At 62.2% G+C, this 24,847-nt stretch carries 25 protein-coding genes and 1 pseudogene; 10 read left to right on the plus strand and 16 right to left on the minus strand.

Features of this window, described 5'->3' with window-relative positions:
* Nucleotides 1-41: 41 nt before the first annotated feature.
* The 3 genes from V2B23_RS18610 to V2B23_RS18620 are packed head-to-tail and all read right to left on the minus strand — an operon-like array spanning nucleotide 42 to nucleotide 2,522.
* The gene (locus V2B23_RS18610; protein ID WP_430951710.1) at nucleotides 42-821 is read right to left on the minus strand and encodes an enoyl-CoA hydratase/isomerase family protein; all 780 of its coding nucleotides are present in this window, start codon (nucleotides 819-821) and stop codon (nucleotides 42-44) included.
* A 10-nt stretch (nucleotides 822-831) separates the two neighbouring features.
* Nucleotides 832-1,659, minus strand: coding sequence for an NUDIX hydrolase (locus V2B23_RS18615; protein WP_430951711.1), 828 nt, complete (start codon nucleotides 1,657-1,659; stop codon nucleotides 832-834).
* An 11-nt stretch (nucleotides 1,660-1,670) separates the two neighbouring features.
* The gene (locus tag V2B23_RS18620) at nucleotides 1,671-2,522 is read right to left on the minus strand and encodes an ABC transporter ATP-binding protein (RefSeq protein ID WP_033231090.1); all 852 of its coding nucleotides are present in this window, start codon (nucleotides 2,520-2,522) and stop codon (nucleotides 1,671-1,673) included.
* Between the two features lie 33 nt (nucleotides 2,523-2,555).
* Between V2B23_RS18620 and glgX the strand changes: the two are divergent.
* Nucleotides 2,556-4,481 (plus strand): annotated as a pseudogene (gene glgX, locus V2B23_RS18625) (glycogen debranching protein GlgX); the annotation flags it as partial.
* Between the two features lie 29 nt (nucleotides 4,482-4,510).
* Here glgX and V2B23_RS18630 read toward each other — a convergent pair.
* The 4 genes from V2B23_RS18630 to ctaD all read right to left on the minus strand — a co-directional run bounded on the left by V2B23_RS18630 (nucleotide 4,511) and on the right by ctaD (nucleotide 9,195).
* On the minus strand, nucleotides 4,511-5,200 hold the full coding sequence (locus tag V2B23_RS18630) for a YczE/YyaS/YitT family protein (RefSeq protein WP_430951958.1): 690 nt from the start codon (nucleotides 5,198-5,200) through the stop codon (nucleotides 4,511-4,513).
* A 120-nt stretch (nucleotides 5,201-5,320) separates the two neighbouring features.
* Complete coding sequence (locus V2B23_RS18635; RefSeq protein WP_430951712.1) at nucleotides 5,321-6,094, minus strand: aminoacyl-tRNA hydrolase; 774 nt, start codon at nucleotides 6,092-6,094, stop codon at nucleotides 5,321-5,323.
* Nucleotides 6,091-7,311 (minus strand): phosphoserine phosphatase SerB, encoded by a 1,221-nt coding sequence (gene serB, locus V2B23_RS18640; RefSeq protein WP_430951713.1) that lies wholly within the window; start codon nucleotides 7,309-7,311, stop codon nucleotides 6,091-6,093. Before serB ends, V2B23_RS18635 begins: the two co-directional genes overlap by 4 nt.
* Before the next feature lie 150 nt (nucleotides 7,312-7,461).
* A complete protein-coding gene (gene ctaD, locus V2B23_RS18645) occupies nucleotides 7,462-9,195 on the minus strand; it encodes an aa3-type cytochrome oxidase subunit I (protein WP_430951714.1) in 1,734 nt (577 codons plus the stop codon).
* 416 nt (nucleotides 9,196-9,611) lie between these two features.
* Between ctaD and V2B23_RS18650 the strand changes: the two genes are divergently transcribed.
* Genes V2B23_RS18650 through V2B23_RS18660 form a run of 3 tightly spaced genes read left to right on the plus strand, consistent with a single transcriptional unit; the run spans nucleotide 9,612 to nucleotide 12,145 of the window.
* Complete coding sequence (locus V2B23_RS18650) at nucleotides 9,612-10,562, plus strand: ABC transporter substrate-binding protein (protein ID WP_430951959.1); 951 nt, start codon at nucleotides 9,612-9,614, stop codon at nucleotides 10,560-10,562.
* Between the two features lie 37 nt (nucleotides 10,563-10,599).
* On the plus strand, nucleotides 10,600-11,664 hold the full coding sequence (locus tag V2B23_RS18655) for an iron-siderophore ABC transporter substrate-binding protein (RefSeq protein ID WP_430951715.1): 1,065 nt from the start codon (nucleotides 10,600-10,602) through the stop codon (nucleotides 11,662-11,664).
* A 4-nt stretch (nucleotides 11,665-11,668) separates the two neighbouring features.
* On the plus strand, nucleotides 11,669-12,145 hold the full coding sequence (locus V2B23_RS18660) for an NUDIX hydrolase (protein ID WP_430951716.1): 477 nt from the start codon (nucleotides 11,669-11,671) through the stop codon (nucleotides 12,143-12,145).
* Nucleotides 12,146-12,211: 66 nt separating this feature from the next.
* On the opposite strand, the gene nrdF is transcribed toward V2B23_RS18660, so the two are convergent.
* Entirely contained in the window at nucleotides 12,212-13,177 is a 966-nt protein-coding gene (nrdF, locus tag V2B23_RS18665; protein WP_033231096.1) for a class 1b ribonucleoside-diphosphate reductase subunit beta, read from the minus strand.
* A 171-nt stretch (nucleotides 13,178-13,348) separates the two neighbouring features.
* Here nrdF and V2B23_RS18670 point away from each other — a divergent pair, with 171 nt between their 5' ends.
* Nucleotides 13,349-14,266: an SPFH domain-containing protein gene (locus V2B23_RS18670; RefSeq protein WP_430951717.1), complete on the plus strand. Its 918-nt coding sequence runs from the start codon at nucleotides 13,349-13,351 to the stop codon at nucleotides 14,264-14,266.
* A gap of 12 nt (nucleotides 14,267-14,278) precedes the next feature.
* The gene (locus V2B23_RS18675) at nucleotides 14,279-14,491 is read left to right on the plus strand and encodes a hypothetical protein (RefSeq protein ID WP_020969285.1); all 213 of its coding nucleotides are present in this window, start codon (nucleotides 14,279-14,281) and stop codon (nucleotides 14,489-14,491) included.
* A 69-nt stretch (nucleotides 14,492-14,560) separates the two neighbouring features.
* Here the strand turns inward: V2B23_RS18675 and nrdE are convergent, their stop codons facing one another.
* The 3 genes from nrdE to V2B23_RS18690 form a co-directional block, all read right to left on the minus strand.
* Nucleotides 14,561-16,744 carry a class 1b ribonucleoside-diphosphate reductase subunit alpha gene (gene nrdE / locus V2B23_RS18680; RefSeq protein ID WP_374700856.1) on the minus strand — a complete coding sequence of 728 codons (2,184 nt, stop codon included), beginning with the start codon at nucleotides 16,742-16,744 and terminating at the stop codon, nucleotides 14,561-14,563.
* A complete protein-coding gene (gene nrdI / locus V2B23_RS18685) occupies nucleotides 16,702-17,181 on the minus strand; it encodes a class Ib ribonucleoside-diphosphate reductase assembly flavoprotein NrdI (protein ID WP_092800981.1) in 480 nt (159 codons plus the stop codon). The genes nrdE and nrdI overlap by 43 nt, the downstream gene beginning before the upstream one ends.
* Nucleotides 17,182-17,282: 101 nt before the next feature.
* Nucleotides 17,283-17,513, minus strand: coding sequence for a redoxin NrdH (locus V2B23_RS18690; RefSeq protein ID WP_033231100.1), 231 nt, complete (start codon nucleotides 17,511-17,513; stop codon nucleotides 17,283-17,285).
* Nucleotides 17,514-17,815: 302 nt separating this feature from the next.
* Here V2B23_RS18690 and V2B23_RS18695 point away from each other — a divergent pair, with 302 nt between their 5' ends.
* Nucleotides 17,816-18,655 carry a siderophore-interacting protein gene (locus V2B23_RS18695; protein ID WP_430951718.1) on the plus strand — a complete coding sequence of 280 codons (840 nt, stop codon included), beginning with the start codon at nucleotides 17,816-17,818 and terminating at the stop codon, nucleotides 18,653-18,655.
* Between the two features lie 75 nt (nucleotides 18,656-18,730).
* On the opposite strand, the gene V2B23_RS18700 is transcribed toward V2B23_RS18695, so the two are convergent.
* Nucleotides 18,731-19,297, minus strand: a complete 567-nt coding sequence (locus V2B23_RS18700; RefSeq protein WP_033231102.1) for an NAD(P)H-dependent oxidoreductase — start codon at nucleotides 19,295-19,297, stop codon at nucleotides 18,731-18,733.
* A 107-nt stretch (nucleotides 19,298-19,404) separates the two neighbouring features.
* Here V2B23_RS18700 and V2B23_RS18705 point away from each other — a divergent pair, with 107 nt between their 5' ends.
* Both V2B23_RS18705 and V2B23_RS18710 read left to right on the plus strand, forming a co-directional pair.
* Nucleotides 19,405-20,004 carry a TetR/AcrR family transcriptional regulator gene (locus tag V2B23_RS18705; RefSeq protein WP_430951719.1) on the plus strand — a complete coding sequence of 200 codons (600 nt, stop codon included), beginning with the start codon at nucleotides 19,405-19,407 and terminating at the stop codon, nucleotides 20,002-20,004.
* 36 nt (nucleotides 20,005-20,040) lie between these two features.
* On the plus strand, nucleotides 20,041-20,820 hold the full coding sequence (locus V2B23_RS18710; protein WP_430951720.1) for an META domain-containing protein: 780 nt from the start codon (nucleotides 20,041-20,043) through the stop codon (nucleotides 20,818-20,820).
* Between the two features lie 15 nt (nucleotides 20,821-20,835).
* Here the strand turns inward: V2B23_RS18710 and V2B23_RS18715 are convergent, their stop codons facing one another.
* Nucleotides 20,836-21,390 carry a nucleosidase gene (locus V2B23_RS18715; protein WP_430951721.1) on the minus strand — a complete coding sequence of 185 codons (555 nt, stop codon included), beginning with the start codon at nucleotides 21,388-21,390 and terminating at the stop codon, nucleotides 20,836-20,838.
* A 33-nt stretch (nucleotides 21,391-21,423) separates the two neighbouring features.
* On the opposite strand from V2B23_RS18715, the gene nadE reads away from it, so the two are divergent.
* Nucleotides 21,424-22,248, plus strand: a complete 825-nt coding sequence (gene nadE / locus V2B23_RS18720; protein WP_430951722.1) for an ammonia-dependent NAD(+) synthetase — start codon at nucleotides 21,424-21,426, stop codon at nucleotides 22,246-22,248.
* A gap of 73 nt (nucleotides 22,249-22,321) precedes the next feature.
* Here the strand turns inward: nadE and V2B23_RS18725 are convergent, their stop codons facing one another.
* The 3 genes from V2B23_RS18725 to moaA form a co-directional block, all read right to left on the minus strand.
* Nucleotides 22,322-23,095 (minus strand): hypothetical protein, encoded by a 774-nt coding sequence (locus V2B23_RS18725; RefSeq protein ID WP_430951723.1) that lies wholly within the window; start codon nucleotides 23,093-23,095, stop codon nucleotides 22,322-22,324.
* Nucleotides 23,096-23,460: 365 nt separating this feature from the next.
* Entirely contained in the window at nucleotides 23,461-23,718 is a 258-nt protein-coding gene (locus tag V2B23_RS18730; RefSeq protein WP_430951724.1) for a MoaD/ThiS family protein, read from the minus strand.
* A complete protein-coding gene (gene moaA / locus V2B23_RS18735) occupies nucleotides 23,711-24,799 on the minus strand; it encodes a GTP 3',8-cyclase MoaA (protein ID WP_430951960.1) in 1,089 nt (362 codons plus the stop codon). Before moaA ends, V2B23_RS18730 begins: the two co-directional genes overlap by 8 nt.
* Between the last annotated feature and the right edge of the window lie 48 nt (nucleotides 24,800-24,847).

Below are 24,847 nucleotides of genomic sequence, written 5' to 3' on the forward strand. Positions count from 1 at the left end.
ACTCGCTGGTAAGAGATGAACAAGTTCTAATTTAGGGAAGCCTACCGGCCCGTGAACTCGGCCTTGCCTGGACCGTTCTCGATGAACGATGCCATGCCGATCGACTGATCCTCGGTCGCGAACAGTCCTGCGAACAGATGCTGCTCGATCTTGAGGCCCGTTTCCAGATCCGTGTTCAGGCCATCGTCGATAGCAGCCTTCGCGGCGGCAATCGCGCGCGATGCGCCGCCCACGAACTGCGACGCCCACGTGCGGGCAGCGGTGTACACGTCGTCCGGCGCAACAACCTCGTCGATCAAGCCCATTGCCAACGCCTCGTCAGCGCCGACAAAACGACCGGAGAACACCAGATCCTTGGCCTTGGCCGGTCCGATGAGACGGGCCAGTCGCTGGGTGCCACCGCCGCCGGGAATGATGCCGAGCAAGATCTCCGGTACGCCGACTTTGGCGTTGTCTCCGGCGATACGACGGTCTGCGGTGAGCGCCACTTCGAGTCCGCCGCCCAGGGCGTAACCGGTAATTGCTGCAACTGTCGGCTTCGGGATCGCGGCGACCGCACCGATTCCGGCCTGCATTCCGGCAATCGCGTCACTGATCTGGGCGAAGTCCATCTCGGCCATTTCCTTGACGTCCGCACCGGCGGCAAAGACCTTTTCGCCGCCGTAGACGATGACGGCCTTCACTGCCGGATCGACTGCCGCCGCGCGTGCCGCGACCGCAAGTTCGTCCTGGACCTGACGGTTCAGAGCGTTCATCGGGGGGCGTGCGAGACGGATCGTGCCGATACCGTCGGAAACCTCGAGAGTTACAAATTCAGACATGCCCTGGAGATTACTTGGCGGGCCGGGCAGCCCACGGATGCGGTCCGGGGATGTAGTAATCATCCTGATTCGGGAAGTCGATCCGGAAAGTCGTCTCATCGCGGTAGAGCGTCGGGAGGATGATCGGAATCTCGGGTTCGGCGGCCAGGACGTCGGCAACGGAGTCGTACTTCGCCAACTCCGTCAGCTGAGTCCAGGTGGGCGGCAACAGGATACTGCCGCCGGCGCGCCAATGGTCCAGTGCATCGCGGGGAGTCTGCCAGCGAACCTCGGCTGCCTCGGAGGTAACTCCGTCGGCCACCTGACCCTCGGGTGACGCGGCCACGAAGAAGCGAGTGTCGTAGCGACGGTCCTCGCCGATCGGGGTTATCCAATTCGCCCACGGACGCAACAGGTCCGTACGCAGAACCAGATTCTCCTGCTTCAGGAAATCGCTGAACGTGAGTTCGTGGTTCTCGAGTGCCACCCGCGACGCCGAGTAGCCGGACGTGTCGGCGACGACGGTATCCGCGCTCGGCCCGGCGAGCAGGACACCGCACTCCTCGAACGTCTCACGGACTGCTGCCAGCACGAGCGACTTGGCGCGCGCGACATCGGTGCTGAAACGCTCAGCCCACCAACTCGGCGACGGACCCGCCCACTCGACCTCGGCCGTGCCGTCGGACTTGTCGACGCCGCCACCGGGGAACACGGTCATACCGCCGGCAAACGCCATCCCCTTGACCCGCTGGAGAAGGAATATCTCGATGCCCGATGGCGCGTTTTCCGCATCGCGCACCAGAATCACCGTCGATGCATCCTTGGGCGTGGGGACAGCGTCCGCAAACTCGTTAGCCATGTTTCGGGAACCTACACCGTCACTGGTGCCCGGTGCGCTCCGGATGCTCGCGTACGACGCGCGAAGTACCGACCGTCGACCTGGTCGAGGGTGATCGACTGACTGAACGCGTTGCTGAGGTTCTCGGCGGTGATGACGTCCTCGAGCAGCCCCTGAGCGACGACGCCACCTTCCTTGAGCAGGAGGGCGTGAGTGAATCCCGGCGGGATCTCCTCGACGTGGTGGGTGATCAGGACAGTGGCGGGCGCGTCGGGATCGGCCGCGAGTACAGCGAGGCGGGCAACCAGCTCTTCGCGGCCACCGAGGTCGAGGCCGGCTGCTGGTTCGTCGAGCAACAGCAGTTCCGGATCTGTCATCAGTGCACGCGCGATGAGCACTCGCTTACGTTCGCCCTCGGAGAGAGTCCCGTACGTGCGATCCGCCAGGTGTTCGGCGCCGAGACTCTCGAGCATCTCGACGGCACGGGATGTGTCCATCGACTCGTACTCCTCGCGCCAGCGGCCGAGAACCGCATAACCAGCCGATACGACAAGGTCGCTGACCTTTTCGTCGGCAGGCACCCGGTTGGCCAGCGAGGACGACGAGAGGCCGATGCGCGGCTTGAGCTCGTTGACGTCGACGCGGCCGAGCACCTCGCCCAGCAGATGCGCGGTACCGCTGGTGGGAAACACCTCGCCGGCCGCGATACGCAGCAGCGACGTCTTGCCCGCACCGTTGGGTCCGAGCACCACCCATCGCTCGTCGAGCTCCACCTTCCACGTCACCGGACCCACAAGAGTGGACCCGCCGCGGCGGATGAGAACGTTGTCGAAATCGATGAGCAGGTCAGGATCAGGTGTTGGCACCCGACCATCTTCCCGCACATTCTCCGGCCATCCACGGCAGGATCTACTTGCGTGTCGCCTCTAGATGAATCTCACACCCCGCTTCCGGGTTCTCCGTTCCCCCTCGGAGCTACCGTCGTCGACGGCGGAACCCAGTTTGCCGTCCATTCGCCGGACGCCACCGCGGTACAGATCTGCCTGATCAACAGCGCCGGCCACGAACAGCGTGTGAACCTCCGCCAACACACGTACGGAATCTGGCACGGAGTGATCAACGGCGTCGGGGCCGGGCAGCGCTACGGCATCCGCGCCGACGGACCGTGGAGTCCGCGCACCGGTCAGCGTTTCAATCCCCACAAGCTTCTGATCGACCCGTGGGCTCGCCGCATCGAAGGTGAACTCGGCGACGCCTCAGCGCTGCGCGACTACCAACACGATCCGTTCGGTGAACCGTCGACGGTCGACTCACTCGGCCACGTCCCGGTCGGCGTCGTGACGGCCGGCCTGACACCGCCGCACCATCGACTCGAGACACCGTGGGAGGAGACTGTGATCTACGAACTTCACGTCGGCGCCTTCACCGCCACTCATCCCGACGTACCGATCGCACACCGCGGAACATATCTCGGGCTCGCAGCCCCAGCCATCGTCGACTATCTCGTTGGCCTCGGCGTCACGGCCGTGGAACTGCTTCCCGTCCAAGCATTTCTGACCGAGGACAGCGTTCGGTCGCGCGGAATGCGCAATCACTGGGGCTATTCGACGGCGTCGTACTTCGCGCCGCACCCCGGTTATGCGGCTAGCCCTGGCAACGAGGTCTCCGAGTTCCGGTTCATGGTCGACGCGTTGCACAACGCCGGAATCGAAGTAATTCTCGACGTCGTCTACAACCACACCTGTGAGCAAGGCGTCGACGGAATCAGCGTCAGCTGGCGCGGATTGGATGCGCGCGGCTACTACCTCTTGAACGAGCACGGCAGCGATATCGACCTGACCGGGTGCGGCAATACAGTCGACGCCTCCTCCCCTGTCTCGGTGCGCATGATTACCGACAGCCTGCGTTACTGGGCCGACGAGATGGGCGTCGACGGCTTCCGCTTCGACCTCGCCAGCGCGCTGGGACGACCACGCGGCGCCGCCTTCGACCCCCGCGCAGCAGTGCTGTCGGCCATCTCGTCCGACCCCGTCCTGACGCGTCGCAAATTGATCGCCGAACCGTGGGACGCCACCGGCGACGGCTATCAGGTGGGCAACTTCGGCTTGCAATGGTCCGAGTGGAACGACAAGTACCGCAGCAGTATTCGACGCTTTTGGAACGGCGATTCCAGTGTCCGGGAAGTTGCGTCACGACTCGCGGGCTCGGAGGACGTTTTTGCCGGCAACGGCCGGCGGCCGTGGGCATCGATCAATTTCGTGACCGCCCACGACGGGTTCACCGCGGCTGATCTCGTGTCTTACAACACGAAACACAACGAGGCCAACGGTGAGGACAACCGCGACGGCGCCGACAACAACGATTCGTTCAACCACGGAACCGAAGGCCCCAGTTACGACAGCGACGTCATCGAAGCCCGCCGCCGACACGTCCGGGCGCTCCTGGCAACACTCGTACTCTCCACCGGCACACCGATGCTGACCGCCGGCGACGAGTTCGGGCGCAGCCTCGGCGGCAACAACAACGCGTACTGCGTTCCCACGTCTGCCACGCCGGCGCAATCGTGGGCACTCGATTGGTCGAGTGCGGATCCCACCCTGATCAGTTTTGTCTCCCGAGCACTTGCACTGCGCAGATCGGCGCCTGCCCTGCGGCAACCCGAGTTCTTCGAGGGGCGCCGACGCATCGACCATCCCGACCTCGTGTGGTTCGACTCCACCGGAACCGAATTCGACGACCGCGCCTGGTACGACGAGCGCAACCGCACGGTGCAAGCATGGATAGACGGCGCCGACGTCCGCTCGCATACGCGCGCCGGGCGACCACTCGGCGACAGCAGCTGGCTGTTGATCCTGCATTCCGGCGGACCGGGTCAGATCACCGTCGGAACACCGGAATGGTTCGACGGTTCACTGGTGCCTGTGTTCGATTCGGCCACCCCCACCGGCGAACCAGGTTCGGCCGGCCCCGTCGCAGTAGGTTCCACGCTGACGGTGAGCGGTCCGACGGTCCTGGCCTTGCGCGTACCTGTCACTGCCTCTGTCATGGAGTCGGGAAGCACCTTGATCAGGAGCTGAATGGTGGGCCCGATACCCAAGGCGTACAGCACGGTTCCCACACCGACCGTGCCGCCGAGGGCCCACCCCACGGCCAGGACGACAACCTCGATGCTCGTCCGAACCAGGCGAACGGACAGCCCCGTGCGCGCGACAAATCCCGTCATCAGGCCGTCGCGTGGGCCGGGGCCCATGCCCGCTCCGATGTACAGGACACTGGCCAACCCGTTGAGAAGGACACCGGATACGAGCATGAGGATTCGAACTGGCGTGGAATCGAAGTCCGGCAAAAAGGCCAGTGAGGTATCCACTGAAATGGCGATGACAACAACGTTGGCGACGGTTCCGAATCCCGGTCGTTGACGGAGCGGGATCCACAACAACAGCACAAGCGCACCGGTGATCGCGGTGATGACACCAAAACTCAACGAGAATCGCTCTGCCACTCCCTGGTGAAAGACATCCCACGGGTCCAGGCCGAGTCCGGCAGCAATCATCATCGCCATCGAGAAGCCGTACAGCCACAGGCCGAGGAACAACGAGGCAAATCTACGTATGAGCACTCAGCCATCCTGCAGGCTCACTGGACGCTTAACCCATAGCCAAGATGGCGATACTGGACTGGTCTAGCCGGGAACCGCAATCACCGTCATCGACCCGGGTGCCACTTCGGTGTATCCCGCGTCCCTGACTGCGACGGCGTCGGAACTCAACCGAGCCACAGCATCCGCCCACTGCTCTTTGTCCGCATCGCGGACTGAACAGCGGAATCCGGTCTGAGCCCAGCGCCAGGCTTCCTCGTCGGACATGGCTGCCGCCAACAACATTGACGCATGACCAACCTGTGCCGATGCTTTGCCCACCGTCATCTCGAGTGCGGGGTCAATCCACAGCACCGGCAATCCAGGTATGGGTGGACCCGGGTCGTCGTGTTCGAGGTCGGTGCCGCCGATCTGCATTTTCTTGATCCGCAGATCGAGTTCCCCGACAGGTCCGGGCACCAGAGCGCGGGCCTGGGCACCGTCGACCTCGACGGTGATTCCCGCGACATCCTGCGCCGCCAACCACTGCGCCCCCCGCGCGCGGCGCGACACCTTACGGATACGCCCACTCACCCATGCCGTGAAGTTGCCTCGCCACGGGCCGGGTTCGCCGTCCTCGGACACACCGACTCGCTCGTCGAGACACAATGCGACCGCCGCAGAAGCAGCCGCTTCGAGGAGCGAACTACGCAGAGGAGGATCAGCTTTCGGGATATGCAGGACGATGGGCATCGCCAGAACCTGGGCGGGGTCGGCCGGATCGGGCCGGCCACCGTAACCCGCAGCAAGCACGGCGTGCCGGGCGCGCCAGAGCGCGTCCGGTCCCGATATCACCGCGGCGCCGGGGTCGTCGATCATGGGATCGGCACGCGCCGAACGCCGCCGTCGATCGCGTCTGCTGCTTCGACCTCGTCGCGGGTCACGCCGAGGATGAAGAGCACAGCGTCGAGGAACGGATGCGACAGCGCCGCGTCGGCAACCTCGCGCAGTGCGGGCTTCGCATTGAAGGCCACACCCAGACCAGCAGCGTTGAGCATGTCGATGTCGTTTGCGCCGTCACCGACGGCCACGGTCTGCTCCATGGGGACACCGACCTGATCGGCGAACTTCCGGAGTGCAACAGCCTTGGCTGCGCGGTCGACAATTTCGCCGATGACGCGGCCGGTCAACTTGCCGTCGACGATTTCCAGGGTGTTGGCGTGAACGAAGTCCAATTCGAGTTCGTGCGCCAGACCTTCGATGACCTGACGGAATCCGCCGGAGACAACACCGCAGTGGAAGCCGAGACGACGCAAGGTGCGGATGGTGGTGCGCGCACCTGGAGTCAGTTCGATGCTCGCGGCCACCTCGTCGATCACCGAAGCGTCCAGTCCCGCGAGGGTTGCCACCCGCTGATGGAGCGATTCGGTGAAGTCGATCTCACCGCGCATCGCGGCTTCCGTGACGGCGCGAACCTCGTCTTCGACGCCGGCCTTGGCGGCGAGCATCTCGATGACTTCACCCTGAACGAGCGTCGAGTCCACGTCGAACACGATGAGACGCTTGGCGCGCCTCGCCAAACCGGCGCGCTCGACCGCGATGTCGACGTTCTCGAGTGCCGCGACTTCGGCAAGACCGGTGCGCAACTTCGCGTCGGCGTCGGCGCTGCCTGCGGAGCTGACACTGAGTTCCAGGCCCGTCACCGGGTAGTCGGCAACACCGCGAATCGAATCGATGTTGGCGCCCTGCTTGGCCAACTCGCGTGCCACGCCGCGCATTGCGCGAGCATTCACCGGGCTGCCGAGAACCACAACCGCGTGGGTGGATACAGCGGGCCGACCGGAATCCGCACCGATTTCGATGTCGACGTTCATGCCGACCGTCGCCATTGCCTGCTCGAGTTCTTCCTGCAGCGCCTCCGGATCGTTCGGGCAGGCAACAAGGACGCCGAGCGTGAGCCGACCTCGGATGACCACCTGCTCGACGTCGAGCAGGCTCACATCGTGCCGCGACAATGCGGCGAACAGTACCGAGGTGACGCCGGGCCGGTCAGGCCCGGTCACGGTCACCAGAACAGTGGTGTCTGAGGCACCCACCGAGAACTCCGATCATTTCTTGGAAATCGCGTCGTGATCGACATGCGTCGACACCTATTGTGCCAATCGGCAATCGAACAAGCGAAAGGCCCCACCCGTTGTGCGGGCGGGGCCTTTGGCGTTGACCTACGTGTAGGTCGGGTTGCTCATTTAGTGAGAACTGCCTTCGAGGGCGTCGTTCTTACTGCTGTGGCCGGGGCCGACGTGCGCTTCTGCGCGCATCCGCTCAACCATGTGCGGGTAGTGCAGTTCGAATGCCGGACGCTCGCTGCGGATGCGCGGCAACTCGGTGAAGTTGTGACGCGGCGGCGGGCAACTGGTTGCCCATTCGAGCGAGTTTCCGTAACCCCACGGATCGTCGACCGTGACAACTTCGCCGTAGCGGTAGCTCTTGAAGACGTTCCAGATGAACGGCAGCGTCGAGGCGCCGAGTACGAAGGCAAAGATTGTCGAGACCGTGTTCAGCGACGTGAAGCCGTCGGACGGCAGGTAGTCGGCGTAACGACGCGGCATACCTTCGGCTCCGAGCCAGTGCTGCACGAGGAACGTGCCGTGGAAGCCGACGAACGTGGTCCAGAAGTGCCACTTGCCGAGGCGCTCGTCCATCATGCGGCCGGTCATCTTCGGGAACCAGAAGTAGATACCGGCGTAGGTGGCGAACACAACGGTGCCGAAGACCACGTAGTGGAAGTGGGCGACAACGAAGTAGCTGTCCGTGACGTGGAAGTCGAGCGGCGGGCTCGCGAGGATGACACCCGACAGACCACCGAAGAGGAAGGTGATCAGGAAGCCGATCGAGAAGAGCATCGGCGACTCGAAGGTCAATTGCCCCTTCCACATCGTTCCGATCCAGTTGAATATCTTCACGCCTGTCGGCACTGCGATCAAGAACGTCATGAACGAGAAGTACGGGAGCAGAACCGCGCCGGTTGCGTACATGTGGTGCGCCCACACGGCGATCGACAGGGCTGCAATTGCGAGCGTTGCGTACACCAGACCGCTGTAGCCGAAGATCGGCTTACGGCTGAAGACCGGGAAGATCTCCGAGACGATGCCGAAGAACGGCAGCGCGATGATGTACACCTCGGGGTGACCGAAGAACCAGAACAGGTGCTGCCAGAGCAACACACCGCCCGTTGCCGGATCGAAGATGTGACCACCCAGATGTCGGTCGACGAACAGGCCGAGCAGTGCAGCGGTCAGCAGCGGGAACGCCAGCAGGATGAGAATGCTGGTGATGAAGATGTTCCAGGTGAAGATCGGCATGCGGAACATGGTCATACCGGGTGCACGCAGGCAGATCACAGTGGTGATCATGTTGACGCCACCGAGGATGGTGCCGAGGCCACCGACAGCGAGGCCCATGATCCAGAGGTCAGCGCCGACGCCCGGCGAATGCAGTGCATTCGTCAGCGGGGTGTAGGCGGTCCAACCGAAGTCGGCTGCGCCACCGGGGGTCACGAATCCGGCCGTCGCGATGATCGCGCCGAACAGGTACAGCCAGTAGCTGAAGGCGTTCAGACGCGGGAACGCAACGTCGGGCGCGCCGATCTGCAGCGGAAGAATGTAGTTGGCGAAGCCGAAGACGATCGGCGTCGCGTACAGCAGCAGCATGATGGTGCCGTGCATGGTGAACAGCTGGTTGAACTGTTCGTTCGAGAGAAACTGCATGCCGGGCACAGCTAGCTCGGCACGCATCATCAGTGCCATGAGGCCACCGATGAGGAAGAAGGCGATGGAAGTCGCCAAGTACATGATTCCGAGCACCTTGGGGTCGGTGGTCGTGATCATCTTGAAAATGAATGAGCCCTTGGGTCCCTGCCGCGGCGGGTAAGGCCTGGCTGCAGCTATCGCGGGGACTGGCTGGGGCGCTACGGCAGTCACTGATCCTCCTGAATGTGCCTTTGGTCGCTCCGCAGACTCCTTCGACAGAGCCTTTGGTCGCGCCGCAGGGTCCATTTCCCGGCGTGCGGGAAACGGCTTCTGGCTTGCGCTCATCGAATCGTAGACCGTGACCGTGACGCCTCGCGACCCGGTCCTACTCAGCGTCGTACTCGAGGGACCGTTTTGGCTTCCACTAAACGATCAACCTGCGGTTTATGTTCCCGAAGTGACGAGTGTGATCTCGTGTTGCGGCGTGTCGCACCCTGGGTTCGCTCCGCCAAGGACTCGACGCCCGAACTATCCCGTTGTTAGGTCTGGTTGTTAAGGTCTGGCTTGCCTAACCTAATACAGGAGAACCCGTGAAACACTTTGCTCGCCGAACCGCGGCGATTTCCGTCGTTGCCGCCCTGGCGTTGATCGTCCCCGCATGTTCGAATGACGAGCCGGACACCACCGCGACGTCGACCGAACAGACGTCGACCGAACAAAGGGCATTTCCTCGCACGATCGAACACTTCCGCGGTAGCACCGAGATTCCGTCACAGCCCAAGAGAATCGTGGCGCTCGACAACAGCTTCACCGACGCCACACTGCTCCTCGAGTCACCCCTCGTGGGATACGTCGACTACCGCGAGCCTGGATTGCCCGCCTACCTCGGATCAACCCGCGACGAGTTTGCCGCCGACGCGATTTCCGTCGGAACAGTCGGCGCCGTAAGCCTCGAGAAGGTCGCGGCACTCCAGCCCGATCTGATCATCTCGGCCGAAGTCCGAGACGGCAAGAACTACGAACAACTCTCCGCAATCGCCCCGACCGTGTTCACGCAGACGACGGGACCGACATGGAAGGACAACATCCGACTCGTCGGTGAGGCCCTCGGCAAAGAAGATCTTGCCGAGCAGAAGATCGGCGAATACGAAGCGCGTGCCGCCGCCGTCGGAAGCGCCATCAACAAGACTGCGAACAACCCGGTCATCTCCGTCGTCCGCTTTGCCGGCGAACCGACAGCACGCCTGTACCGCACCACCTCGTTCAGCGGCATCGTCCTCGAGGACGCCGGCCTGGCCCGCCCGGGCAACCAGGGCCCCGATCCTGCCGATCCGGGCAACATCATGATGAAGATCAGTCCAGAGCTCATCAACGAGGCCGACGCCGACATCATCTTCGTCAGCACGTGGCAGGACCCCGAGGGCAAGAGCGCCGAAGCCGCGAAGCCGTTCCTCACGAGTCCGCTGTGGCAAACTCTGCGTGGCCGTACCGTCGACGTCGACGATTCGGAGTGGATGTCTCCGGTCAGCATTCAGGGCGCGCACCTGATTCTGGACGACCTCGCGGACACGTTCGGAGTGGACAAGTCGAGCAGCTAACCTAAAGCGGCGCCCGCCCACACAGGAAGCCGTCGACTTGACCGTTCTCTCCCGCATTACTCTCCGCCGCGTCTCGATACTCGGCATCGCAGCCTCACTCGTTGTATTGAGTGGTTGTTCGTCGGACACCTCCGACGACATCGCCAGCAGCATCGTGCGGACCACGACGTCCATCGCCGGAGCCGGTGTCATGGGGCTCGCGCGCGATACGGCGACAGCGTGCCCCACCCCGACAGCGGCCGACGCCGGTGCCGGCCCCACAGTGACGCGACAGGTCGTGCATACGGCCGGCACGGCGGAAGTTCCCTCGGATCCTGCGCGGATCGTCGTGCTCGACAGCGCGTCGATGGACGCGGTGTGTGCATTGGGATTGTGGGAGCGTGTGGTGGGCGCCGCGACGGGCGTCGATTCACCTCAGCCGTCGTACCTCGGTTTCGGCATTTCCGAGATTCCGAGCGTCGGCCCGGTCAGCGCTCCCGATGTCACTGCGATCAAGGCCGCCGCACCGGATCTGATTCTCGGGTCGAGCCCGGCGTCGGCGGACCTGTACGGGCAACTCAACGGCATCGCCCCGACTGTGTTTGCCGGTTCCGATCCCGTCTATTGGAAGGCGCAGTTCGCACTGGCGGGCCAGGCCCTCGGACGATCCACCGCAGCAGCAGCCTCTCTGGACAATTACCAACGCGATGCTCGGGAACTGGGTGAGTCGCTCAATTCGGCGCAGACGCAGGCATCTGTGGTGCGGTTCGATTCGGACTCGCTGAACATCGAGGGGCCTGCCTCGTTCTCCGGTCAGATTCTCAGCGACGTCGGGGTGCGCCGACCTCCAGCACAACGACTCACCGACACCGTGACCACCGAGGTTCCCGCCGACGACCTCAGCGCCGCCGAAGGTGATCTGATCTACGTGCTCTTCGACGGTCCTGACGGGCTGAAGTACGGCACCGAAGTGATGAAGAGCGACCAGTGGCACGATCTGGGAGCGCCGTCCGGGAACCGTGTCTTTGCTGCCGAGGACGAGATCTGGAACGGCAACGGCATGACTGCCGCGCGCGCCGTTCTCGACGATCTCCAGCACACGCTCAACGGATACGCGAGCTGACGCGATGCCGATTCCTGAGTTCATCGTCGAGTTGCGCGAAAAAATCGGCCACGCGCCACTCTGGCTGTCCGGAGTCAGTGTCGTGATTCGCGACGACGAGGGCCGTGTGCTCCTCACCCGCCGCGCCGACAACGGTCTGTGGGCCGTGGTGTCCGGCGTTCTCGAGCCTGGTGAGGAGCCGGCGTCGGCTGCCGTTCGTGAGGCCAAGGAAGAGACGGGCGTCGACGCGGAGTTGGTTCGGATCACGAGTGTCGATGTGACAGAGCCCATTACGTACCCCAACGGGGATATCACGCAGTATCTCGACGTCTGTTTCCTGGCCCGCTGGACGGGCGGCGACGCGCATGTCGCGGACGACGAGAATCTCGAGGTTGCATGGTTCGCGCCGGACGACCTGCCGTCGGATCTGACCGACACGTCGCGCCTGCGTCTGGAAAAGGCGTTGCAGGACAAGGCAGAAGCCTGGTTCTCGGTGAGCTAGCCCTCCCCTACCGACAACAAAAGCCCGATTCCCGCGTCTGCAGGAATCGGGCTTTGTCGTCAGAGACTAGAAATCCCAGTCGTCATCTTCGGTGTTGATGGCCTTGCCGATGACGTAGGAGCTTCCCGAGCCGGAGAAGAAGTCGTGATTCTCGTCGGCGTTGGGTGAAAGTGCCGACAGGATAGCCGGATTGACGTCCGTCTCGTCCTTCGGGAACAGGCCTTCGTAACCGAGATTGTTGAGCGCCTTGTTCGCGTTGTAGCGCAGGAACTTCTTGACGTCCTCGGTCAGTCCGACCTCGTCGTAGAGATCCTGGGTGTACTCGACCTCGTTCTCGTACAGCTCGAAGAGAAGCTCGAACGTGTAGTTCTTGAGCTCTTCGCGCTCTGCCTCGGACAGCTGCTCGAGGCCCTTCTGGTACTTGTAGCCGATGTAGTAACCGTGCACGGCCTCGTCGCGGATAATGAGGCGGATGAGGTCGGCCGTGTTGGTGAGCTTGGCCCGCGAGGACCAGTACATCGGCAGGTAGAAGCCGGAGTAGAAGAGGAAGCTCTCGAGCAGGGTCGACGCGACCTTGCGCTTGAGCGGCGACTCACCGTTGTAGTAGTCGAGAACGATCTGCGCCTTGCGCTGCAGGTTCGGATTTTCCTCCGACCAGCGGAAGGCGTCGTCGATGTCGGGCGTGGAGCACAGCGTCGAGAAGATGGAGCTGTAGCTCTTGGCGTGCACCGATTCCATGAAGGCGATGTTGGTGTACACCGCTTCTTCGTGCGGGGTGATGGCGTCGGGGATGAGGCTGACGGCACCGACGGTTCCCTGAATGGTGTCGAGCAATGTCAGACCGGTGAATACGCGCATCGTGAGTTGCTGCTCGGGAGCGGTCAGAGTCCCCCAGGACGGGATGTCGTTGGAGACCGGCACCTTTTCGGGCAGCCAGAAGTTGCTGACGAGGCGATCCCACACCTCGGCGTCCTTCTCGTCCTGGACGCGATTCCAGTTGATTGCGGAAACGCGACTGACCAGCTTGACCATGATTCCTACCTAGCGCGAGAGATACTGCCGAATGTTGGCTTGCCTGAACACTACCCGTTGTGTCCGACTCCAGACGCCAACACAACAAGATGTGTCGTACGCGCCCACTCATCGACGCGAAAAATGTGATATCAATTAAATATCTCTTACCGATGAGGAAGCGAGTCTCACATGACCAGCACGCCCACCGTGGCCGAGAAACCAACCGGAGTTGCCACCACCACAATCGCCGAACGCCCAGGTTGGGACCTGTCGGGCAGTTGGATGCTCCTCGGCGGATTGATTCTGTTCCTCGGCGGAATCGCCCTGGCAGTTGTCGGAGGGCTCCTTGGACTCATAGCGCTGATTCCGATCGGAGTGGTGCTGTTCCTCGCGTCACTCCCCGCACTGATCGGCCTGACACTGGTACAGCCGAACCAGGCGCGTGTTCTGCAATTCCTGGGAAGTTCGTACAGCGGCACATTGCGCACCCCTGGACTGCGCTGGACAAACCCACTGACCGTGCGTCGTTCCATCTCCACCCGCATCAGAAACCACGAGACCGGCCAGTCCAAAGTCAACGACGCCGACGGCAACCCCATCGAGATCTCGGCCGTTGTCGTCTGGCAGGTAGCCGACACCGCGCTCGCGTCATTCCAGGTGGACGACTACGAGGAGTTCGTGTCGGTTCAGACCGAGGCGGCTGTACGCCACATCGCCGGCAGTTACCCGTACGACGCCGAAGACCGAGTCTCGTTGCGGGAGAACGCCGACATCATTACAACGACGCTGTCGGAGGAAGTTCACGCCCGCGTGCGCGCCGCCGGAGTAGAAGTGATCGAGACCCGCATCAACCGGCTTTCGTACGCACCGGAAATCGCCAGCGCGATGCTGCGACGTCAACAGGCAGGCGCCGTCATCGCCGCCAGGAAGCAGATCGTCGAAGGAGCAGTGTCGATGGTGGACATGGCTCTCAAGCAGCTCGAGGAACAGCACGTCGTCGAACTCGACGAAGAACGCAAAGCCACGATGATCAGTAACCTTCTGGTCGTGCTGTGCGGTGACCGCGACGCACAGCCGGTGCTCAACACCGGTTCGCTCTACCAGTAAAGGGAAGGCCACATGGCCACGGATCCAGCTCCGAGATCGGAGCGTAAGAAGATCCTTCTTCGGTTGGATCCAGCGGTGCACGACGCTCTTGCCCGCTGGGCCGCCGATGATCTCCGAAGCACAAACGCCCAGATCGAATTCCTACTCCGACGGGCGCTCACCGAGCACGGACGGATGCCGAAAAACGCCGGCAAGATGCACGGCCCTGGCCGTCCGCCGTCCTAGCAAAGAAAATGCCCCCGTGTGCCTTTCCGGTAGTGGTCACTATCAGAAAGGCACACGGGGGCAAAGCCCTTACAGCATGCAGGAAACGCAGCCCTCGACCTCGGTGCCTTCGAGTGCCAGCTGACGCAGACGGATGTAGTAGAGCGTCTTGATGCCCTTACGCCATGCGTAGATCTGCGCCTTGTTGATGTCGCGGGTGGTGGCGGTGTCCTTGAAGAACAAGGTCAGGGACAGGCCCTGGTCGACGTGCTGCGTTGCGGCAGCGTAGGTGTCGACGATCTTCTCGTACCCGATTTCGTAGGCATCCTGGTAGTACTCCAGGTTGTCGTTGGTCAGGTAGGGCGCCGGGTAGTAGACGCGACCGATCTTGCCTTCCTTGCGGATCTCGATCTTCGACGCCACCGGGTGGATGGAGCTGGTGGAGTAGTTGATGTACGAGATCGAACCGGTGGGCGGCACGGCCTGCAGGTTCTGGTTGTAGATGCCGTGCTTCTGCACCGACGCCTTCAGCTCACGCCAGTCGTCCTGCGTCGGGATGTGAAGGTCGGCGGCGGCGAACAGTCCACGAACCTTGTCCGTGGCCGGCTCCCACACCTGGTCGGTGTACTTGTCGAAGAATTCACCCGACGCGTACTTCGACTGCGGGAAGCCCTTGAAGTAGGAACCGCGCTCGATGGAGATCCGGTTCGATGCCCGCAGAGCGTGGAACAGCACGGTGTAGAAGTAGATGTTCGTGAAGTCGATGCCTTCTTCGCTGCCGTAGAAGATTCGCTCACGAGCGAGGTAGCCGTGCAGGTTCATCTGGCCGAGGCCGATGGCGTGAGAGTCGTTGTTGCCCTGCTCGATCGACGGCACAGAGTAGATGTGCGTCTGATCCGACACCGCTGTCAAACCGCGGATCGCGACCTCGATGGTCTTGGCGAAGTCGGGCGAGTCCATGGTCTTCGCGATGTTCAGCGAACCGAGGTTGCAGGAGATGTCCTTGCCGACGTGGCTGTAGGTCAGGTCCTCGTTGAACTCGGACGGTGTGGAGACCTGCAGGATCTCCGAGCACAGGTTCGAGTGCGTGATCTTGCCTTCGATGGGGTTGGCCTTGTTCACCGTGTCCTCGAACATGATGTACGGGTAGCCCGATTCGAACTGCAGCTCAGCGACGGTCTGGAAGAATTCGCGAGCCTTGATCTTGGACTTGCGAATTCGCTTGTCGTCGACCATCTCGTAGTACTTCTCGGAGACGTTGATGTCCGAGAACGGAACGCCGTAGATGCGCTCGACGTCGTACGGCGAGAACAGGTACATGTCCTCGTTCTTCTTCGCCAGCTCGAACGTGATGTCCGGGATCACGATGCCAAGCGACAGCGTCTTGATGCGGATCTTCTCGTCGGCGTTTTCACGCTTGGTGTCGAGGAAACGGTAGATGTCGGGGTGGTGTGCGTGCAGGTAGACGGCACCGGCACCCTGACGCGCTCCGAGCTGGTTTGCGTACGAGAACGAATCTTCGAGGAGCTTCATGATCGGGATGACACCCGAGCTTTGGTTCTCGATCTTCTTGATCGGTGCGCCGTGCTCACGAATGTTGGTGAGCAGCAATGCAACTCCGCCGCCGCGCTTGGAGAGCTGCAGAGCCGAGTTGATGGAGCGCCCGATGGACTCCATGTTGTCTTCAATGCGCAGCAGGAAGCAGGACACGGGCTCGCCGCGCTGCTTCTTGCCGGAGTTGAGGAACGTGGGGGTGGCGGGCTGGAAGCGTCCGGCGATGATTTCGTCGACAAGTTCGACAGCCAGGTCTTCGTTGCCGGCAGCCAACGTCAGGGCCACCATGCACACGCGGTCTTCGAAACGCTCGAGGTAGCGCTTTCCGTCGAACGTCTTGAGCGTGTAGGACGTGTAGTACTTGAACGCGCCCAGGAACGTCGGGAAGCGGAACTTCTTGGAGTACGCGTGATCGATCAGGAACTTCACGAACGTACGTGAGTACTGATCGAGAACCTCAGGCTCGTAGTAGTTTTCCTCGACGAGGTAGTCGAGCTTCTCGTCGAGATTGTGGAAGAACACCGTGTTCTGGTTGACGTGCTGCAGGAAGTACTGACGGGCCGCCGCGACATCCATCTCGAACTGGATCTCGCCGTTTGCGCCGTACAGGTTGAGCATGGCATTGAGTGCGTGGTAGTCGAGACCGTTGGTGGAATCACCGCCGCGTGCGTCACGTTCTACGCTTCCAGCCGCGATCGTGTCAGTGATGGTTGGCGCCACTGCCCGTTCTCCTTCTCTGCTTCGAGATGATTCCAGAACTCCCCCAAGCCTTCTCGTACCCGTTCGACGTCCTCGGCAGTGCCCATGAGTTCGAAGCGGTACAGAAAAGGAACGTGGCATTTCTGGGAAATGATGTTTCCTGCGTAACAAAAGGATTCACCGAAATTGGTGTTTCCTGCCGCGATCACTGCTCTGATCAACGACCTGTTGTGTGGGTTGTTCAAAAAACGAATGACCGGCTTGGGCACATAGCTGGTGTCGCGGCCTGTCACTGTTGCCCCGCCGCCGTAAGTCGGCAGGATCAGTACATAGGGCTCGTCGACCTGAAATGAGCCGTCACGGTCATGGATGGGTATGCGTGTCGCAGGCAGTCCGAGACGTTGAACGAATCGGTGGGTGTTCTCCGACACGCTGGAGAAATAAACCAGCGAAGTCATCGGTTGTCACCATTTCCTCATGCGGTGCCCGGAACTTTCGACTATTCAAAACTTCCAACTACGGGGCCGACAGCGCCGTCGGCCACCGGCGCGGTCGCGCTTCAAGCAGCGACGGCCAGCGTCTTGATGCGATCGGGACGGAAACCCGACCAGTGATCTTCACCGGCAACCACGACGGGTGCCTGGAGGTATCCGAGCGCCATGACGTAGTCACGTGCCTCGGCATCCTCGGTGATGTCGATGATGTCGTATTCGAGACCGGCCTTGTCGAGGGCGCGGTAGGTGGCATTGCACTGAACGCAAGCGGGCTTGGTGTAGACGGTGATGCTCATGAGAGTCCCTCTTTCGCTTAGCCAACGAAGGCCGATGTAGTGATGTTCAGCACCGATTCGACCGATTGCCGGAGCTTCGCTCGAGGCGTTCCGCGTTGTGGTCTCTCAGTGCTCAAGACACTACACCTAGTGGCCGACAGAATCACATAACCGAAGATGTTGTGAGTCACATAGATGAAATTCCCAGGTCGACCCAGCTCAGCACCCATAACTCCGCGCCAATTCCGCGCCGTGTCGGCGTGTCGGTGCTCACATACGCACCAAGCATTCGACCGGGTCTCGGAACACCCCACAGCTCTACCATGAGCGTCGTGGAATCAGCCCCGATCGACCTCCCCAGCGACGAAGCCCCGCGCCACCAGGCAACTGTTCTCGAGGCAACGCAGATCACGCCCGGAATGCGCAGAATCACGTTCGGTGGCGCCGGCTTGGCCGACTTCGCATCAAGTGGCCTACCCGACGAACGGGTGCTTGTCCGGTTCCCAGTCGAGCCCCCACACGCGCGTAGTTACACAGTGCGCCGCTGGAGCGCGGCCACCGGCGAGCTCGATATCGATTTCGTTCTGCATGGGCACGGCGGGGCGGCGCTCTGGGCCGAGACGGCGAACCCCGGCGACACCGTGCACCTGTCGAGCGCCAACGGATGGTTCCGCCCGCCCGAGAACATCGAGTGGCTGATGCTGCTCGCCGACCACGCCGCACTCCCCGCAGTCGGCCGAATCCTCGAGAGCCTGCCCGCCGGGATTTCCGTACAGGTGATCGCACAGATTCCCGATCCGAGCGAGCAGCAGAGCTTCACGACCGCGGCCGACGCCGACATCCGATGGATCGGTGACGCCGACTCCCTTCTCACCGAGTTGGCCGCCGATCCCCTACCTCCGGGCACCGGATACGTCTGGTGCGCAGTCGAGGCCGCAGCCGCGCGCAAGGTTCGCGCCTACCTGCGTCACACGCTGAACATCCCCGCGACCGCCATGCACACCATGGGTTACTGGCGCACGGACAAGGAGAACTGGGAACGTCGCTATGCCCTCGCCGCGGAGCGCATCGACGAGGCAATGGGCGCAGCAATGATGGCGGGCAAGGACTTCGAGTCCGTTCGTGATGCCGTCGACGACGCCATGGAACGCGAAGGCCTGTAGCGAAGCAGACACCGGCGCACATGCAACGAGGGTCACGCCAGTCCGGCGTGACCCTCGTTGAGAAACTGGTACAGATTATGCGTTGACGAGCGTCTTCGTGGCGTCGACCAGGTCTGCAACAACCTTGGATACCTGTGCGACAACCTCAGCGTTCTCGCGTGCGTGCGAGGTGCCGAACTTGTCGAACGTGCTGGCGACGGCAAGAGCGGAATCGCTGAGCACGTTGCCACCGGCGATGCCGACAGCCTTGACCGTGTCGTCGTTGGCCCACTTCGCACCGTTGCCGCTGGGCGATGCGCTGATGACTGCAACCGGCTTGCCGGAGACAGCACCTGCGCCGTAGGGACGCGAGATCCAGTCGATGGCGTTCTTGAGGACAGCGGGGATGGTGCCGTTGTACTCGGGGGTGACGAGCAGGAAGGCGTCGGCGTTGCCGGCTGCGGCGCGCAGGGCGTCGACTGCGGGGATCGATGCACCTTCGACGTCGAGGTCTTCGTTGTAGAAGGGAACGTCGGCGAGGCCTTCGAAGATCGTCAGGGCAGCACCCTCCGGCGCAGCGGACACTGCAGTCTCGGCGAGCTGACGGTTGACGGATCCGGCGCGCAGGCTTCCGACGAGAACGAGAACATTGCTCTGTGACATTGGGTGATTCCTTCGAGATTGGTGCGGTGGGTGGCTCTGGTTGAAAGTTATACCCTCTAAACGGACCACGGTCCACTTATATTCCGCAGCCATGTAACCTCGACCAAGTGAGCGCAATCCCCCTACCCCAGATCGGCGCGCAACCGGCCGAGCGCGGCGACGCCGCACGTAACCGGGCACTTCTGCTCGACGCCGCAGCATTGCTCGTGGCCGAACGCGGAGTCGACGCCGTCACCATGGACGCTGTTGCGTGCCGCGCCGGTGTGGGCAAGGGCACAGTCTTTCGCCGCTTCGGCAGCCGCGCCGGTTTGATGCAAGCACTCCTGGACCACACCGAGCGAGAGTTGCAGCACGCCTTCATGTTCGGCCCGCCGCCGCTGGGCCCTGGCGCGCCGCCGATAGACCGACTGGTCGCCTTCGGTCGCGCCCGCATTGCGATCGTGGAGGTCCAGGGCGATGTTCTCCGCGCTGCCGAGAACGCACCGGAGTTTCGATTCGGTGGCCCGGCCCGCTCGCTGAGCATCGCGCATGTGATCAATTTGCTCCGTGCAGCCGGCGTCGAGGGCGATCTGGAACTCCTCGCCTCGGCACTACTTGCACCACTCGAAGCATCGTTGGTTCTGTACCAGGTTCGTGATCTCGGGATGACGCCGGAAAGGCTCGCTGACGGTTGGGAGAATCTTGCCCGGCGCGTTACTCGATGTTGAAGACCTCGAACACATTCCAGCGCCTAGTCTGAGCAAATGCGCATCGCAGCCGCCGTCCTCGGCATCCTCGCCATCGCAGCCGTCAGCGGCTGTTCCAGCAACTCGGAAACTCCGGACTCGGTCGCCGATCCCGCGGGGCGGGTATTCATCTCCACCCAGGTGGACGGAAGCGCGATTCCCGGCGGCGGCCCGCTGTCCCTCGACTTCACGACGCCCGGCCTGGTGGCAGCGACTGCCGGCTGCAATACAGCGAGCGGCGCAGTCGAATTCACGGGCGGCAAGATCGGCACCGACACGATGGCCTCCACCATGAGGGCGTGTGAGCCCACCGTCATGGAATCCGACGCCTGGGTGACAACACTCCTGAGCGCGCAACCGTCCTGGACGCTGTCCGGTGACACACTCACCCTCACCACCGACACCATCACCGTCACGCTGGCCGACAAGAAGGTCGTCGACCCGGACCGTCCTGTCCAGGGCACTGCCTGGACCGTGACGTCGCTCATCACTCCCGATGCCGTCACGTCGAGTCTGGCACTCGAAACCTCGGCGCCGGAACTCACGATCGCCGCCGACGGATCGGTCACCGGCAGCACCGGATGCAACCGCATGATGGGCTCGGCAACGGTCACCGACACCACCATCACCTTCGCCCCGCTGGGCACCACGAGGATGGCGTGCGAAGCAGAAGTTGCCGACATCGAACGGCACGTCCTGACAGTGCTCGACGGTGAGGTCACCGTCGCCGTCGACGCCGCAACCATGACGCTTCGCAAGCCCGACGGCAACGGCTTGATCCTGACCGCCCAGGCTTGATCGAACTAGTCCGACTCAGACGTTCTCGGTCAGCCAGCGCCCCAATTCGCGGGCGCTGGCATCGATTTGGGCCGGCCAGTCCAAAGCCGAATCGTCAGCGTGATCGCTCACATGCTTGACCAACCGGCACCGAGCACCGGCGGCCTGCGCCGCGTAGGCAATCGCAAAACCTTCCATGTCCACCAGATCGGCCCGCTGCGCGAGCGCATCCCGGACGGCGGCGTCGGAGACAAACGCATCGCCGGTGGCCAGCACCGAATCGTCGCCCTCAGCCAGGACCAGGCGATCCACAACCTCGTGGCCGAACGATCTGATCGCCGCACTGCTGATGTCGTGATTGATCACGACACCCGGCACGAACAGCCCGCCGTGATGCACGTGTAGGGCGCCTGCGGTGCCGATATTGACGACCAACGGCAACTCGCCGGGAAGAAACCGTGCCAGCGCCGACGCGACTGCCGTTGCTGCACTGACCTTTCCGATACCGGCGATCACCAACTCGAACTCCTGCGGAACGTACGCCGCTTCCGCCTTGGTTGCGCTGACCACCAGAACTTTCTTCGCACTCATGCGCGAGACGATACCGGTCGCTAAAGTTCCCTCATGGCCACATTGCGCGAGAGCATCATCGACGAACTGGGCGCGAAGCCGTCCATCGAGCCGGCGGCCGAAGTCCGCACCCGGGTTCAGTTCCTGAAGGACTATCTGCTGTCCACTCCTGCCAAGGGATACGTGCTGGGCATCAGCGGCGGGCAAGACAGCACACTGACCGGTGCGCTCGCTCAGCGCGCGGTGACAGAACTGCGCGAGGAGGGCCAGGACGCCGAGTTCGTTGCCGTTCGGTTGCCGTACGGCGAGCAGGCCGACGAGTCCGACGCGCAGATCGCGCTCGGTTTCATCAAGCCCGACCGCAGCCTGACCGTCAACGTCAAGCCAGGAGCCGACGCCACAGCCCGGGAAGCATCCGAGGCCCTTGGCGACGGTGAACTGCGAGACTTCGTGCGCGGCAACATCAAAGCTCGTGAGCGCATGATGATCCAGTACGCCATCGCCGGTCAGTTGGGGTACATCGTGATCGGCACCGATCACGCTGCCGAGGCCATCACCGGTTTCTTCACCAAATTCGGCGACGGCGGAGTCGACATCACACCGCTGACCGGTCTGAGCAAGAGGCAGGGCGCCGCACTGTTGCAGGAACTGGGCGCGCCCGAGAGCACGTGGCGCAAGGTGCCCACCGCAGACCTCGAGGACGACCGCCCCGCCCTCCCCGACGAGGTGGCGCTTGGACTCACCTACGCCCAGATCGACGACTACCTCGAAGGCAAGGACGTCTCCACGGAGGTATCCGACAAACTCGAAAAGATGTACCTGAACACCCGTCACAAGCGGGCCGTTCCGGTCACGCCGCTCGACACCTGGTGGCGTTAGCCCCCAATTCCTATAGATGCACGGCGCCCACCTTCCGAGAGGAAGGTGGGCGCCGTGCTTCGTTCTGCTGTTATCAGCTGGCCGAGAGGCTGCCGAAGATGTTGCCCAGGCTGCCGAACGGGCTGGCAGGCTCGTCCTTCAGCGCGAAGTTCGTGGTGCAGCCATTGAACTTCACAGCGTCGACGTGAGTGGAGGTGCCGATTTCCCCGCGTCCGACGCTCACGCCATAGTGCTCAATCGTGGCACCCGGGTTGCCTGCGATGATGTCGTCGAGATCGGACGGCACGTTCCTGGGAGCACCCACGATGTCGCGGGTACTGATCCACTTGCCGTTCTGGATGTTGGTGTGCGTGCCGCCGGTGGTGGTGTCAACGGACTCGTTTCCGTTTGCTACCCAGTACAGCGTCGCGAAGCCGTTCTCGCCCGCAGCAGCGTTGGTGGTGCCGGTCAGACGCAACTGGAACGAAGCCTGCGAGGTGGGAGCCTTCTCCGCAAAACCGATCTCGTTCTTGACGGCGTCAGCGAGCGGGATCGAACCGGCAGAGTGGTACCACGCCGAACGGTTGTCGGGAGAGGCCTTGACGATATCCAGCTTCAGCGAACCATCGTCATCGAGAACCTTGGTATCCGAGTAGAAGGCAAGCTGATTCTTCTCGTCGTCGAACGGAATGCCCCAGCCGTTAGGGGTTGTCTCGGTCGATAGTGCCGAGCACGTGAATCCGGCAGCCGGAGCGTCGGAAGAACCGAGTGAGCCGGTGGTCGCTCCGGCAAGTGCCGGAGCGGTCAGCGCTGCTGCGCCGACGAGAGCAAAAGCGAAACCGAGACGACGTGTGGAATTGCGGGACATGTAAGTACCTTTCACCATGCACGGGGGGAATTACGACAAAAGGTAACACATGAATTTGGCGAAAATTCTGACTCGGAAAATACCTTGTCATTCATGTGAATGACTCATCTACCTGAATACCGAAAATGTTACATCCCCCAAAAGTATGAGTTGAGCCAGACAATTCCGACTAATCAGAATGACGATCAAACGTCAGCCAAACATCGCGACTAACTGCGCTGACCAGCACAACGAAGATGGATCGCGAATCGGATCGATACGTCATGCCCCGCCTCTTAGGACATCCGATCTCATCATTGAGGTCGGTACCTGTCAGCGAAAGTAAACCGTAAAAGAATTTTGACGATTATTTTTGATCGACAGCTCTAGCCGCCTGCAAAAGGCGGCAAAATGTCTACCGCAGGCCCTGCGACACGACCGGTATCACGCGTCAATTCCTCACCGACGAGAAACGCAGAAACAGACAAAACGCGCTTCATGTCGGAGCCGTATTTGTCGGACAGAACAGCAACAAGATCAGCGAGCGTGCTTGAACGCGGCAGAGCCAGGGTCTCGCTACGACACCCGGAAGCATCTGCTGCCGCAGCAAAGTACCGAACCGACATCGATTCCGAATCAGCCACCGATTGCACCCATGCTTCTCTCCGGCGGCACAAAGTCTGCTGCCGCGATTCCATGACCTGCCCACTTGTTCCACATCGCGCCCCGCCACAGATCAGCGATCTCATCGTCGCCGGCGCCCGAACGCAGTGCTGCTCGCAGGTCCACTTCACGATCACTGAACAGGCATGACCGAACAGTCCCCTCGGCTGTCATGCGCGTCCGATCGCAGTCAGCGCAGAAAGACCGGGTCACCGAAGCGATAATTCCCACCGTCGCCGGACCGCCGTCGATATTCCATTCCTCGGCCGGCGCACTGGGGTCTTCACGGCCGATCGCGGTCAAAGTGAATCGTGGACTCAATACCGTGAGAAGTTCCTCGGCGGTCACCATGTTCTCTCGCGCCCACGTGTGATCGGCGTCGAGTGGCATCTGCTCGATGAATCGCAATTCCACGCCGGCGTCCACGCACCATTGGAGAAGTTCCGCCGCCCCGCTCAACGTCTCACGCATCAGAACAGCGTTCACTTTCAGTGGAGCCAGACCTGCTCGCGCCGCAGCATGAATTCCCGCTAACACCGACGGCAGTCTGTCGCGGCGCGTCAGTTCTGCAAAATGCGCGCGATCCACTGAATCCAAAGAGACATTGACGCGAGTCAATCCGGCTGACGCCAATTGCTGCGCGCGGTGTTCCAATCCGACAGCATTAGTAGTCATAGCCAAAGGAATACCGGGAACACGCTCAGCGCAACCGGAGATAATCTTCTCGAGATCTTTGCGCATCAACGGTTCGCCGCCGGTAAAACGAACTTCTCGAATGCCGAGACGGTCGACTCCGATACCTACAACGCGAACAATCTCTTCGGTGGACAACAGATCTTCAGCGGGAATGACCGGCAGGCCTTCCTCTGGCATGCAATAAGTACAACGCAGCGAACACTTTTCGGTGATCGAGATCCGCAAGTCACGGGCGACTCGTCCGAACTTGTCGATCAACACGTCGGTATCAGGCCTGCCGGTCATCGACGCAGGATCGCCACCGACAGAGTTGCTACGGACAGAGTTGCTACGGACAGTGGGGATACCCACCACTACCGGAGTCATCGCTGCACCAAGTTCCACATCACTCCAGTATGGCGCAGCGGGCAGCGG

It is taken from the genome of Rhodococcus sp. 24CO (genome assembly GCF_050586165.1).
GTDB lineage: Bacteria > Actinomycetota > Actinomycetes > Mycobacteriales > Mycobacteriaceae > Rhodococcus_F.